At 44.1% G+C, this 12583-nt stretch carries 13 protein-coding genes; 4 read left to right on the top strand and 9 right to left on the bottom strand.

The annotated features are described in order from the left end of the window. Window positions 1-10 precede the first annotated feature (10 nt). The 4 genes from hflD to G3R49_RS13280 all read right to left on the bottom strand — a co-directional run bounded on the left by hflD (window position 11) and on the right by G3R49_RS13280 (window position 3413). Window positions 11-643 carry a high frequency lysogenization protein HflD gene (hflD, locus tag G3R49_RS13295; protein WP_130602767.1) on the bottom strand — a complete coding sequence of 211 codons (633 nt, stop codon included), beginning with the start codon at window positions 641-643 and terminating at the stop codon, window positions 11-13. A 2-nt stretch (window positions 644-645) separates the two neighbouring features. Next, window positions 646-1761: a tRNA 2-thiouridine(34) synthase MnmA gene (gene mnmA, locus G3R49_RS13290; RefSeq protein ID WP_167869994.1), complete on the bottom strand. Its 1116-nt coding sequence runs from the start codon at window positions 1759-1761 to the stop codon at window positions 646-648. 432 nt (window positions 1762-2193) lie between these two features. Further along, window positions 2194-2646, bottom strand: coding sequence for an NUDIX hydrolase (locus tag G3R49_RS13285; RefSeq protein ID WP_167869993.1), 453 nt, complete (start codon window positions 2644-2646; stop codon window positions 2194-2196). A gap of 50 nt (window positions 2647-2696) precedes the next feature. Continuing rightward, a complete protein-coding gene (locus G3R49_RS13280) occupies window positions 2697-3413 on the bottom strand; it encodes an rRNA large subunit pseudouridine synthase E (protein WP_167869992.1) in 717 nt (238 codons plus the stop codon). Between the two features lie 522 nt (window positions 3414-3935). Between G3R49_RS13280 and G3R49_RS13275 the strand changes: the two genes are divergently transcribed. Beyond that, window positions 3936-6161 (top strand): NADP-dependent isocitrate dehydrogenase, encoded by a 2226-nt coding sequence (locus G3R49_RS13275; protein WP_167869991.1) that lies wholly within the window; start codon window positions 3936-3938, stop codon window positions 6159-6161. Window positions 6162-6342: 181 nt separating this feature from the next. Here the strand turns inward: G3R49_RS13275 and cspD are convergent, their stop codons facing one another. Beyond that, complete coding sequence (gene cspD / locus G3R49_RS13270) at window positions 6343-6549, bottom strand: cold shock domain-containing protein CspD (protein WP_130602777.1); 207 nt, start codon at window positions 6547-6549, stop codon at window positions 6343-6345. Between the two features lie 195 nt (window positions 6550-6744). Here cspD and clpS point away from each other — a divergent pair, with 195 nt between their 5' ends. Together clpS and clpA are read left to right on the top strand one after the other, a co-directional pair. After that, on the top strand, window positions 6745-7053 hold the full coding sequence (gene clpS, locus G3R49_RS13265) for an ATP-dependent Clp protease adapter ClpS (RefSeq protein ID WP_130602779.1): 309 nt from the start codon (window positions 6745-6747) through the stop codon (window positions 7051-7053). 49 nt (window positions 7054-7102) lie between these two features. Next, window positions 7103-9361: an ATP-dependent Clp protease ATP-binding subunit ClpA gene (clpA, locus tag G3R49_RS13260; RefSeq protein WP_130602781.1), complete on the top strand. Its 2259-nt coding sequence runs from the start codon at window positions 7103-7105 to the stop codon at window positions 9359-9361. 449 nt (window positions 9362-9810) lie between these two features. Here the strand turns inward: clpA and infA are convergent, their stop codons facing one another. From infA to aat, 3 genes are all read right to left on the bottom strand, one after another. Further along, window positions 9811-10029: a translation initiation factor IF-1 gene (gene infA, locus G3R49_RS13255; RefSeq protein ID WP_011496276.1), complete on the bottom strand. Its 219-nt coding sequence runs from the start codon at window positions 10027-10029 to the stop codon at window positions 9811-9813. A gap of 96 nt (window positions 10030-10125) precedes the next feature. Further along, window positions 10126-10806 carry an arginyltransferase gene (locus G3R49_RS13250; protein WP_167870087.1) on the bottom strand — a complete coding sequence of 227 codons (681 nt, stop codon included), beginning with the start codon at window positions 10804-10806 and terminating at the stop codon, window positions 10126-10128. Between the two features lie 7 nt (window positions 10807-10813). Beyond that, window positions 10814-11521: a leucyl/phenylalanyl-tRNA--protein transferase gene (gene aat / locus G3R49_RS13245; RefSeq protein ID WP_167869990.1), complete on the bottom strand. Its 708-nt coding sequence runs from the start codon at window positions 11519-11521 to the stop codon at window positions 10814-10816. 45 nt (window positions 11522-11566) lie between these two features. On the opposite strand from aat, the gene G3R49_RS13240 reads away from it, so the two are divergent. After that, window positions 11567-12061, top strand: coding sequence for a glycine zipper 2TM domain-containing protein (locus G3R49_RS13240; RefSeq protein ID WP_167869989.1), 495 nt, complete (start codon window positions 11567-11569; stop codon window positions 12059-12061). Between the two features lie 66 nt (window positions 12062-12127). Here the strand turns inward: G3R49_RS13240 and G3R49_RS13235 are convergent, their stop codons facing one another. Further along, window positions 12128-12496: a hypothetical protein gene (locus G3R49_RS13235; protein WP_130602787.1), complete on the bottom strand. Its 369-nt coding sequence runs from the start codon at window positions 12494-12496 to the stop codon at window positions 12128-12130. Between the last annotated feature and the right edge of the window lie 87 nt (window positions 12497-12583).

Here is a 12583-nt window from a genome sequence, read left to right as displayed (position 1 = left end):
TAGGGTGAGATTAATGATTATGTTGGCTTTTTTTAGCCATTTCGAATATTGCTTTGCGACTGAATACTAGGTGGCGACGTTTGCCACCAAGTTGACGCCACAACACTGCGCTTCTCATTGCAGCAAGTAATAAGGCGCGAATTTTATTCTGTACGCTTGGCTGTTGCAAATAGGTTGGGTTACCTGATATCTGCAGCTTAGGCCCAAGGGTACTAATGATGTCGCTGTAGATGCTGGCAAAGTTGGCAACAACTTGCTCGTCAGTGATATCAAAATGGTGCAGTTGGCGATTAACCTGGCTAATACGCTCAGCTAGCATGCCAAGACCGTTGGCAGAGCGACTGAGTTTGCGCTCAAGTGCTAGCATACCGACCAAATAACGCGTGGTTTCAACATCTTTGTTGCTACCGTCACCAAGCTGATCTTGGATTAACTGATAGCCTTTGCGCAGCATGGCTTTGTCTGGATAGATGTCGCTAATAGAATCTGGGTTAGTGACAATAATGGTGTTTAGGCTAGCACCTAGGGCATCGTTGTCACTGTCGCCGTGTCTGGCGATAAACTGAACTTGACCAATGGCGTGCAAGATACCTGCAAACGCCATGGTACGCTCATACAAATTGTCAGTACCTGACTGAGCCATGTTTATCCTCGAATTAAGCTATCGATGATGCCGCCGCCTAAGCAAACTTCACCATCATAAAATACTGCGCTTTGACCTGGGGTAACTGCAGCAACTGGCTCGTCGAAGACAACTTCAATTGTGCCTTCATCTTTATGGTATACAGTACAAGCAACATCTTGTTGGCGATAGCGAGTCTTAACAGTAATGCTTGCTTTATCAGCAGGGCCTTTACGGTCAACCCAGTGCAGCTGATTTACCATCATGCCATTTGACATTAGGCGAGGGTGGTTTGCGCCTTGACCTACAATCAATACGTTACGCTTAAGATCTTTCTCTACCACATACCATGGATCTTCGCTTGAATTTTTAAGGCCGCCAATGCCTAAGCCTTTACGTTGACCAAGCGTGTGATACATCAAGCCTTGGTGAGTACCAATCACTTCACCTTCAGGCGTTTCGATATCGCCTGGCTGAGCTGGTAGGTAGGTTGACAAGAAGTCGGTAAATTTACGCTCACCGATAAAACAGATACCTGTGCTGTCTTTTTTGTCATGGGTGATTAAGCCCATTTTCTTAGCAATATCGCGCACTTCGTGCTTTTCAAGTTCGCCCACAGGGAAGAGGCTGCGCGCTACTTGCTCATGACTTAGGGTATAAAGGAAGTAGCTTTGATCTTTGTTGTTATCAACGCCGCGCAGCATTTGTGTGCTGCCATCCTGCGCGTCAAAGCGACGAACATAGTGACCCATAGCAATATAGTCGGCATCAAGAATATCATCAGCAAAGTCTAGAAAAGCTTTGAACTTGATTTCTTTGTTGCACATGATGTCTGGATTTGGCGTGCGACCTGCTTTGTATTCAGCTAGGAAGTACTCGAATACATTGTCCCAGTACTCTGCGGCGAAGTTAACTGTGTGCAGTTTGATCCCCAACTTGTCGCAAACCGCTTGGGCATCTTTTAAATCTTCCGCTGCAGCACAGTATTCATCAGTGTCGTCTTCTTCCCAGTTCTTCATGAACAGACCTTCTACCTGATATCCCTGCTCTAAAAGCAAGTATGCTGAAACTGAAGAGTCCACACCGCCAGACATGCCGACAATGACTTTTTTATCATGATTGGGATTTGCTGATGTCATATATCCTAAACCGTCACTATGTTTGAAAAATTGCGAAAGCCGCATTCGAGAGTTTCAATATGGGGGCAGCCTTCGTATCTTCAACCCTTTAAGGGCATTGATTGATACAAGTTAGCCAACTGGCTATGGATTCCGTAAGCCAACTGATAGCAAATACCTGAAACTAGCTCGCAAAACTCGGTGTTTTGTGCGGCGCGTATTCTATCACGCATTAAGTTATGGGGCTATGATTGTGGTGAGCTAACTAATGATCTGTGGGTAATAGTGTAATGCGTAGGTTTCATTGATGTTATTAGGTAGGTTACATAATGGCTTTTGTCTGTTTAGATTGGGCATTACTATTAAAATTAATACTGTTATCAAGATGAATACAGTTTCGCCTACTTGAAACTGTTGCTCGAGTTCTAGCTTCTATGTTTTAGCTTTTAGGTGCTATAGGTATTGAGTATCAATGAAGTTTAATGGCAGTAGTTGCTGAGATTGCTCAAAGTCGATAATTGACTGCAGAACTAATGGGCTGCGATGCTGATTTTCACATTGTTTAACCTCATTTAGGGTCATCCAGTGGCAGGCAGTTATTGCACTGTCTTGCGGTATAGCAGCAACCAACTCTTGTACTTCAGCGGCAAAGGTATAGCGCACAAACCCAGTACCATCAGCAGCGGTGAATTGATAGATTTTAACCAAGCCATCAAGGGTGACGCTTAAGCCGGTTTCCTCTAATACTTCCCGAGTGCAAGCCGCTACAATTGATTCACCGGCTTCGATGTGACCCGCTGCTTGGTTAAAACGCTGTCGTCCGTCGATTTGTTCTTCTACTAACAAGTAGTTTCCTTGGCAGTGGATGATGCAAGCGACAGTTGTGTTGGGTTTATAGCGAGTCATGGCAAATTCCTGTATAGCTTAGTTTTAATAGTTATTGCTTATTAGGCTGCTTATTTAGAGGCTTTATCAGTTGATTTATCTACTTTATAGTCGCCATTTTTAAGTTCGTCTAATTGCCATTGACCTATTTTGTAGCGGATCAGTCGCAGTGTTGGAAAGCCAACATGCGCCGTCATGCGCCTAACCTGACGATTACGTCCTTCGCAGATCTGTATCTCAAGCCAGCTGGTAGGGATAGACTTTCGCTCGCGCACCGGTGGCGTGCGCGGCCAAATATTTGGTTGCTCAATCAGCTTTACTTTCGCGGGTAAAGTTGGGCCATCTTTTAGCTCTACGCCATTTTGCAGTGCTGCTATCGCAGCTGGTGTCACTTCGCCTTCTACTTGTACCCAATAGCCTTTAAAGGTTTTCTTTTTCGGTTGGGTGATCTGTGCTTGTAGCTTGCCGTCATTAGTTAGTAGCAATAAGCCCTCGCTGTCTCGATCTAACCGGCCCGCAGCATACACGTCTTTGACATCAATGAAGTCTTTTAGCGTTTTACGGCCTTGCTCATCGGTAAACTGACACAAGACATCAAATGGCTTGTTGAATAATACAATTTTAGGATCGTTAACCTGGCGAGCAGGCTTGTTGGTCTTCTTATGCGCAGCACGTGAATGACTTTTGCCTATGTTCGAAAAGGGTTTACGAGCACCGGTTTTATTGGCACTCGATTTATGGCGAGGTTTGTGGCTATTTGATTTGCGAGAGTTGGAGTCTACAGGCATAGATAACAGGTAATTTGCGCTAAGTAATGAAATAACCGGGCTATTTTAGCATGTTAAATCCATGCCTGTCTGTGTTGGACGAACTATGCTGCATCGCTGTCAAGCGGCACGTCATCTAAGTGGATTCACTTGCTCTTAAGAATGTTAGCTTAGACTAAAGTTGGTTAGTTTGTCTGACCAATGTTTTCCGATTATAAATCAGTGTGTTAACTGTTTTTGCTCGCGGTTTACAGCCAGGAATGTAAAAAATTTTGGCGCTAAACTCGCTAAATGTGACGTTTTGGGTATATTATGTTGCCGTAAAAATGTGATCTACACCTAATTTTAAGTTGCAGAGGTGGCCGTTCATTATCTGCAACTATGATGAACACCGGGATAGGCAAGCTCACATTATCCGCTGGTTTATTGATAGCTCAGCAGCGTGATGTAACAGATACCTTTCTTGGATTTATCTTAACTCGCAGCCATTGCGAGACAGCATAATTATTCTAAAAAATTATTTTATATAATGTAGGAATCAACATGAAAGATAACGCTCCAACGATCATCTATACCGAAACTGATGAAGCGCCAGCGCTAGCCACAGTTTCTTTTCTACCTATTATTCGCAAATTCACTAACGCTGCTGGCGTAGAAGTTGAGATCCGTGACATTTCACTTTCTGGTCGTGTCATTGCTAATTTTCCTGAAAACCTAACTGACGCGCAGAAAATCTCTGACGCACTTGCAGAGTTAGGTGAAATGGCGAAAACACCAGAAGCCAACATTATTAAACTGCCTAATATCAGTGCTTCAATTCCTCAGTTAAAAGCATGTATTGCTGAGCTACAAGCAAAAGGCTACGACATTCCAAACTATCCTGACGAGCCACAAAACGATGCCGAGAAAGAAGTAAAAGCACGTTACGACAAGATCAAAGGTAGTGCGGTAAACCCAGTATTGCGTGAAGGTAACTCAGATCGTCGCGCTCCAGGTTCAGTGAAAAACTACGCCAAGAAAAATCCACATTCAATGGGTAAGTGGGCGAGTGACTCACAATCTCACGTTGCGCACATGAGTGAAGGCGACTTTTATAGCAGCGAGCAATCAACCACTGTTGGCGCTGCTGATGACGTAACAATCGTACTGACCAAAACTGACGGTAGTGAGCAAGTGCTAAAAGCGTCTGTTGCTTTGCAAGCTGGTGAAGTTATCGATGCTGCTGTTATGAGCAAGAGAGCGCTAGTTGATTTCTATACTCGTGAAATCGAAGCCGCTAAGTCTGAAGATGTGTTGCTTTCTTTGCACTTGAAAGCAACCATGATGAAAGTATCTGACCCAATCCTATTTGGTCATGCAGTAAAAGTATTCTTTAAAGATGTGTTTGCTAAACACGCTGAGCTTTTCGAAGAGCTAGGTGTTGATGCAAATAATGGCTTTGGTGATGTTTACGCTAAGATTGCTAACCTGCCAGCTGCTAAAAAAGAAGAAATTGAAGCAGACATTGCTGCGGTTTATGCTCAGCGCCCAGCGTTGGCTATGGTTGATTCTGATAAGGGTATCACCAACTTACACGTACCAAGCGACATCATTATCGACGCATCTATGCCAGCTGCGATTCGCTCTTCAGGTCAAATGTGGGGCCCAGATGGTCAATTAAAAGATACCAAAGCAATGATCCCTGATCGTTGTTATGCCGGCGTGTACCAAGAAACCATTTCATTCTGTAAACAACACGGTGCATTCGACCCAACCACTATGGGTAGCGTGCCAAACGTGGGTCTAATGGCACAAAAAGCGGAAGAATACGGTAGCCATGACAAAACCTTTGAAGTGCCTGCTGCAGGTACGGTAAAAGTGATTAACCAAGCTGGCGATGTGTTAATGAGCCACGAGGTTGAGCAAGGCGATATCTACCGTATGTGTCAGGTTAAAGATGCACCAATTCGTGACTGGGTGAAACTTGCTGTTAAGCGTTCGCGTTTAAGCAATACTCCTGCGGTATTCTGGTTAGATAAGAATCGCGCCCATGATGCTCAGCTTATTAAGAAAGTAGAGCAATACCTTCCAGAGCACGACACTGACGGATTAGACTTACGCATTCTTTCGCCAGTTGAAGCGACAAAGCACACGTTAGCTCGCATTGCGAAAGGTGAAGATACGATTTCAGTAACAGGTAACGTACTGCGTGACTACTTAACCGATTTATTCCCAATTCTTGAGCTAGGCACCAGTGCTAAGATGCTGTCAATTGTGCCGCTAATGAATGGTGGTGGCCTATTCGAAACGGGCGCTGGTGGTAGTGCGCCTAAGCATGTTCAGCAGGTAGAGAAAGAAAACCACCTGCGTTGGGACTCACTTGGTGAATTCCTAGCATTAGCGGCTTCACTTGAACACCTAAGCCAAACAGCGGGCATTGCTAAAGCGCAAGTGCTTGCTGATAGCCTAGACAGTGCAATTGGTCAGTTCCTTGATAGCAACAAGTCGCCATCTCGCCGCGTTGGTGAATTAGATAACCGTGGTAGTCACTTCTACCTTGCGATGTATTGGGCGCAAGCGCTTGCTACTCAAACAACTGATGCTGAACTTGCCGCTCAGTTTGGTGAGCTAGCTGAAAAGCTTGCATCTAACGAAGTTGCCATTGTTGCCGAGCTTAACCAGGCACAAGGCCCAGCAGTTGATCTAGGTGGTTACTACCGTTTAGACGCTGATAAAGCTGTTGCTGCAATGCGCCCAAGCTCGACGCTAAATGCAATTATCTCAGGCTAATAAGCGCTGAGATAAAGATATAAAAACGGCCAGATGTGCGAACATCTGGCCGTTTTTTATTGGTACTTACAAAGTTGCATATTGTGGTAAGTCAACGTGTTCATTTTGATGGTATAAAAAACGCGCATAAAAAAAGACAGGGATTACACTCCCTGTCTTTTTGTTTTATAGTTTCACCACACTATTTTGTTGGTGAAATGGCCGAAGCGTGCATCCCTTTGGGGCCTTGCTCAACTTCGAAGGAAACTGGCTGACCCGCTTTTAATGTGCGGTAGCCTTCCATCTCAATTGTTGAATAATGCGCAAATACATCTTCGCCACCCTGATCTGGGCAGATAAACCCGAATCCTTTGGCGTTGTTGAACCATTTAACAGTTCCGCTTGCCATACTTCCACTTCCTTCTGTTGTCTACTTACCAGTAAGATAGTAAAACTTATTATCCAGCGGTCTCATGTCGCCGCCTAGCAAACAGAATGAAATTTGTACGAAAAGAAGTCAAGCTAAAATTAACAAAAACTCAACATTTAAGTAAATTAATGTTATCAAGTGGTAGTATATCAAACGAGAGGCTAGTATTAACTCATGGCTAAATTAGGTAGCGTAGAACACACGGAAGAGACCTTAGGGACAGATCTACAACCTCCTAGTATGTATAAGGTTGTTTTGAATAACGATGACTACACGCCAATGGATTTTGTTGTAGAAGTATTACAGCGATTTTTTAATAAGACTGAACAACAAGCGACTGACATCATGTTAGCCATCCATCATAAAGGAAAAGGGCTTTGCGGGGTTTACCCTTTCGGGATAGCAGAAACCAAAGTGCTACAGGTAAACCAATTTTCTAAAGAAAACCAACATCCATTATTGTGTACATTAGAAAAGGCATAAACCTTATGCCGATTCTTGACGCCGCAGCAGTTAATTTTGGGGGGAGCTTATGCTGAATAAAGACTTAGAGGTAACCTTGAACCTTGCCTTTCAGCAAGCGAGAGATTCGCGTCATGAGTACATGACGGTAGAACATTTGTTATTAGCGTTAATTGACAACCCAGCGGCTTACGATGCACTCGTTGCATGTGGTGCGGACATCAACAAACTTAGAGATGAAGTTGCGACTTTCATTGAGCAAACCACACCGCTGATCGCTGAACCCATTGAAGATAAAGAAACTCAGCCGACGTTAGGGTTTCAACGCGTACTTCAACGCGCTGTATTTCATGTGCAGTCTTCTGGCCGTAACGAAGTAAACGGCGCTAACGTATTGGTTGCGATTTTTAGTGAACAAGAATCACAAGCTGTGTATTTACTGCGCCGCTGCGATATTACTCGCCTTGATGTGGTTAATTACATTTCACATGGCTTCTCGAAAGATGAGAAAGCTAACGAGGGCATTGAGAACGAGCATACCGATGAGCAGTCAGAGCAATCTGAAACTCGCACAATGCTTGAGCAATTTGCCAGCGATCTAAATCAACAAGCATTAGATGGCAATATCGACCCATTAATTGGCCGTGACGCTGAAGTTGAGCGCGCAATCCAAACGCTTTGTCGTCGCCGCAAGAATAACCCATTACTAGTGGGGGAAGCCGGTGTCGGTAAAACTGCCATTGCAGAGGGGTTAGCCTACCGCATTGTTAATAACCAAGTGCCGGACGTGATGAACGACGCCAAAGTGTTCTCGCTTGATATGGGCGCGTTGCTTGCCGGAACTAAATATCGCGGCGACTTTGAAAAACGTTTTAAAAGTTTACTAAAAGAACTCACGGCCAACGAGCACGCGATTTTATTTATCGATGAAATCCACACCATTATCGGCGCAGGCGCTGCGTCAGGCGGGGTGATGGATGCATCTAACTTATTAAAGCCATTGTTATCAAGTGGCCAGCTACGCTGCATGGGCTCAACCACATTCCAGGAATATCAAAGCATTTTTGAGAAAGACCGTGCCTTGGCACGTCGATTCCAAAAAATTGATATTAATGAGCCAAGTGTTGCTGAAACCACTAAGATTTTGATGGGACTCAAGTCTAAGTACGAAGAGCATCACGGCGTACGCTACACCCAGGCGGCGATTAGCTGCGCAGCAAGTTTATCTGATAAACACATTAATGATCGTCATTTACCAGATAAAGCCATTGATGTGATTGATGAAGCGGGCGCGCGTATGGTCATGATGCCGCAAAGCAAACGTAAAAAGACCATCGGCCAGGGCGAAATTGAGCAAATCATCGCTAAACTTGCCCGTATTCCTGAAAAAACAGTCTCGTCATCTGACAAAGACCTACTTAAGAACCTTGAGCGCAATCTTAAGATGGTGGTGTTTGGTCAAGATAAAGCCATTGAAAGCCTTAGCTCAGCAATTCGTTTGTCTCGCAGTGGTCTTGGTGTCGATAAAAAGCCTGTGGGCAGTTTCTTGTTTGCTGGCCCAACCGGTGTGGGTAAAACCGAGGTGACGAATCAGTTGGCAGCATGCTTGAACTTAAAACTAATCCGCTTTGATATGTCCGAATATATGGAGCGTCACACTGTGTCACGCTTAATCGGTGCACCGCCAGGTTATGTTGGTTATGACCAAGGCGGTTTGCTAACGGATGCCGTGATTAAGAATCCGCATTGTGTGGTGCTGCTGGATGAAATCGAGAAAGCCCATCCAGATGTTTATAACTTGCTGCTGCAGGTGATGGACCACGGCACGCTTACCGATAATAACGGCCGCAAAGCTGACTTTAGACACGTTACCTTAGTGATGACAACCAATGCGGGTGTGCAAGAGACTGTGCGTAAGTCGATAGGCTTTAGGCAGCAGGATCATTCACAAGACGCCATGGCAGAAATCAATAAGGTGTTTTCACCAGAGTTCCGTAACCGTTTAGATTCAATTGTGTGGTTCAATCACCTTGATATGACGGTTATCGCCAAAGTGGTCGATAAGTTCTTGGTAGAGTTACAGGCTCAGCTTGATGATAAAGGCGTGACTCTGGACGTGAGCGATGAAGCGCGTACCTTACTTGCTGAGAAAGGTTACGATAAAGCCATGGGCGCGCGCCCAATGGGACGTGTTGTGACTGAGCTGATTAAACGTCCTTTAGCCGATGAAATCTTATTTGGTGAGCTAGAGTCAGGTGGCGTAGCGGTAATTGATGTCAAAGACGGCGAGATTAACATTGACTGTCAGACGACAGAAAAAGTCTCATAAGTGCTTCGCCTAGTTTAAGCTCTTGCTTCAAAGCTAACAGATACCACTTCCAAAGCCACGCATCGTCGTGGCTTTGTTTTTGATGAGTTTATATAAACATTTAGTTTTACTTTGGTTTTTACCTGTAGCCTATTTAAAGCGCTTCATTACCTAGGGCGAGATCATGCACATATATCGCGCATTTTCTTATGGAGTTAATGAGCTTTGAGTAAGCAAGCCTCTTTAGCAGGGATGCTAAAGCGGAGCCCCTAAAGTAACCATAGGGGATGATTTTACGGTGTCTTGTGCAATCAAAGTCCGTTAACTCTTATTACATGGTTGATAATTAATCACTCATGCGCTCGCGCTGGTTCACTACCCATTAACGTTAATGCAAGTACAACAAATTAATAAAATTGAGGCACAAAAAAAACCGACATAGTGTCGGTTTTTAACTTCAAGGCTAACGATTAACGCGCACGGAAAACGATACGTCCTTTAGATAGGTCATAAGGTGTTAGCTGAACTGTTACCTTGTCACCAGTTAAGATACGGATATAGTTTTTACGCATTTTTCCAGAAATATGAGCAATGACCACATGGCCATTTTCTAGCTCTACGCGGAACATTGTGTTTGGCAAGGTTTCAAGGATCGTACCTTGCATTTCAATGTTATCTTCTTTCGCCATTAATTAGTTATCCCATTAGCCTTTAAATATAAAAAACGGGCGTATCATGCCGCAAAATAGCCGCGCTGTAAAGTCCGTTGTACTTTGACATGAAAGTTATTGCTGTTGTTGCCAACCTTGTGCAGTAAGAATTTGGTACGGGCGGTACAAGCGCTTGTAGTTCATTTTAGCGTTCTCATCGATTTGATACCCCAGGTATAGATAACGTTTACCAAGGACCTTAGCGAGCTCACATTGCAATAAGATCATTAAAGAACCGAGTGAGCGCTTGCTGTAGTCAGGGTCAAAGTAACTGTAAATTGCCGATAAACTATTAGGCATGAGATCGGTTACCGCAACACCGATTAATTTATCTTGATGAAACAATTCGATAAAGGTTGGCTCAAGCCAATCACATATTAAGAACTCGTTAAACTGCTCGCGGCTTGGTGGAAACATGGGACCATCACTGTGACGAGCATTAATATAACGCTCATATAGTTCAAAGTGACCTTCAGCGTGCTGATGACTGAGTTGCCATTGGATATCAACATTTTGTTTTAGTGTACGTTTCTGCCTCTTTGAAGGACTAAATTCGGCTATCGGTACCCGAATAGACTGACACTGCTGGCAGGCTGGGCAGTGTGGTTTGTAGATTGAGTTACCATTACGCCTAAAGCCCATTCCTAAAAGCTGTTCAAATAGGTGATCATTGAGTTGCTGCTCTTGAATGACCAACAGTCGCTCCTGATTGCCAGGAATGTAATTGCAATCAAAGGTATTGGTCAGTCCCACCATTAAGTTGTTAGAACTCAAGTGCTAACTCCTTGGCTTGCCAGATACTTGTATCTGTTGTTTGATGGCGCAGCTCATTCAATTGCGATAAAAACTCGACTCTAGGGATATCAACTGCACCTAGGCTTTGAAGATGCGGGTTCATGATTTGCGCATCAATGAGCTTAAAATCGTGCTCAACTAAAAACCTATTGAGCGCAAAAAAAGCCGCTTTAGACGCATTCGTTTGATGATGGAACATGGACTCGCCGCAAAACACTTTACCCACATTGATCCCATATAGTCCGCCGATCAATTCATCTTTGCTCCAAACTTCAACGCTGTGAGCGCGACCTAGCTGGTGTAGCTTGATATAAGCCAGCTGGATCTCTTTAGTTATCCAGGTGCCATCTTGAGTTTGCCTTGGGCCTGCACAAGCTTCAATGACCTGTTCAAAGGCATGATTGATGGTATAACGCCAGGGTTGCTTCTTGAGATACTTAATGAGGCTTTTACTGCCAGCGTTTGGCTTAGGCGTAAAAACAGCTCTTGGATCTGGGCTCCACCATAAAATGGGATCATTAACGTTAAACCAGGGAAAGATGCCATTAAAGTAGGCTTGCTCTAACCGCTCGGGTGTGAGTTGTCCGCCGACAGCCAGTAACCCATTGGGCTCGCTGAGCGCTAGGTTTGGATCGGGGAAATCATCAAATGGATTTAAATAAGACAGAGCGTTCACAAATCGCGTATATTAGGGGAATAGGTACCTATAATTTAGCGGAAAATGCTTATGTTGAATATATCGATAAAACAAATAGCTTGTCTATTTGGGTTGATTGCAGCGTTGTTGAGCGCAAGTTTTTCGGTTGAGGCTAATTATCAGCGTAATACCGCGCAGCAAGTTGAGAAGGTGCTTTATGGCAATGTAGAGTCAATTAAGCACATTACTGAAAAGCAATTAGTTGAAGATCGCAATAATGGCTGGCGTACCTTCGGTGGCGCATTAATTGGTGGTTTAATCGGCAATCAGTTTGGTAGTGGCCATGGCAAGGATGCGGCGACGGTACTGGGGGCCTTGATTGGTGGTCGTGTTGCCAATGAATATCACAAACAGCCTTATTATATAGAGCACAAGCTTGTTGAGTTAATGATCAAGCAAGAAGATGGCACTCAGGTCATGGTGATTCAAGACTTAGATCCAGGTATGCCGTTAGCTGCGGGAGATGAAGTGCGTGTGGTGTATTTGCCAGGATTTGTGCGTGTTGATATCGCAATGTAGTACGCTAAGCGTATTAAAAAAGGAGCATTAAGCTCCTTTTTTAATGGTTGTCACTGACGAGACGACTTAGAAACCACGTGGTAGGGTATTTTTACCTGCGTTAGCAAGCTTTTGACGCCAAAGTTGCTTAGGTGTTAGGCCACCGTTTGCAGAAGTAGCTGGCTTTTTCTTTTCTGATTTAGCCGCAGCTTTTTTAGCAGGCTTAGCTTTTACTTCTTTTTTTACCGGCTCTGCTTTAGTTTCTTCAGCTTGTACAGGTGCTTCACCGCCATCAAACTCAGCTAGCATTTTTTCTAGTTCGCTAAAACGAACCGATTTACCGCCATCAATTTTGTACCAGCTACCAGATTGCTCAATCGATACCGCTTTACCAGATTGTTTCTCTAGCGCAGCAGACAATGCGCTGATGACTTCTTCTTTGCTTAGTGCAGTCATTTTATCTATAACCTATTTTTAGGGTAAATTAATTTCAGCGGACAATTCTAATGGGGATTGACCCAAAAAGTCCAATTTCATTAGTTT

Source organism: Shewanella sp. WXL01, assembly GCF_012263345.1.
GTDB classification, from domain to species: domain Bacteria; phylum Pseudomonadota; class Gammaproteobacteria; order Enterobacterales; family Shewanellaceae; genus Shewanella; species Shewanella maritima.
Note: the sequence above shows the minus strand (reverse complement) of the source record. Positions and strands in the feature narration are given on the sequence as shown.

Excerpts from the sequence above, each read along its gene's own strand:
- hflD (WP_130602767.1), bottom strand. The coding sequence starts at position 643 with ATGGCTCAGTCAGGTACTGACAATTTGTATGAGCGTACCATGGCGTTT.
- mnmA (WP_167869994.1), bottom strand. The coding sequence starts at position 1,761 with ATGACATCAGCAAATCCCAATCATGATAAAAAAGTCATTGTCGGCATG.
- G3R49_RS13285 (WP_167869993.1), bottom strand. The coding sequence starts at position 2,646 with ATGACTCGCTATAAACCCAACACAACTGTCGCTTGCATCATCCACTGC.
- G3R49_RS13280 (WP_167869992.1), bottom strand. The coding sequence starts at position 3,413 with ATGCCTGTAGACTCCAACTCTCGCAAATCAAATAGCCACAAACCTCGC.
- G3R49_RS13275 (WP_167869991.1), top strand. The coding sequence starts at position 3,936 with ATGAAAGATAACGCTCCAACGATCATCTATACCGAAACTGATGAAGCG.
- cspD (WP_130602777.1), bottom strand. The coding sequence starts at position 6,549 with ATGGCAAGCGGAACTGTTAAATGGTTCAACAACGCCAAAGGATTCGGG.
- clpS (WP_130602779.1), top strand. The coding sequence starts at position 6,745 with ATGGCTAAATTAGGTAGCGTAGAACACACGGAAGAGACCTTAGGGACA.
- clpA (WP_130602781.1), top strand. The coding sequence starts at position 7,103 with ATGCTGAATAAAGACTTAGAGGTAACCTTGAACCTTGCCTTTCAGCAA.
- infA (WP_011496276.1), bottom strand. The coding sequence starts at position 10,029 with ATGGCGAAAGAAGATAACATTGAAATGCAAGGTACGATCCTTGAAACC.
- G3R49_RS13250 (WP_167870087.1), bottom strand. The coding sequence starts at position 10,806 with ATGGTGGGACTGACCAATACCTTTGATTGCAATTACATTCCTGGCAAT.
- G3R49_RS13240 (WP_167869989.1), top strand. The coding sequence starts at position 11,567 with ATGCTTATGTTGAATATATCGATAAAACAAATAGCTTGTCTATTTGGG.
- G3R49_RS13235 (WP_130602787.1), bottom strand. The coding sequence starts at position 12,496 with ATGACTGCACTAAGCAAAGAAGAAGTCATCAGCGCATTGTCTGCTGCG.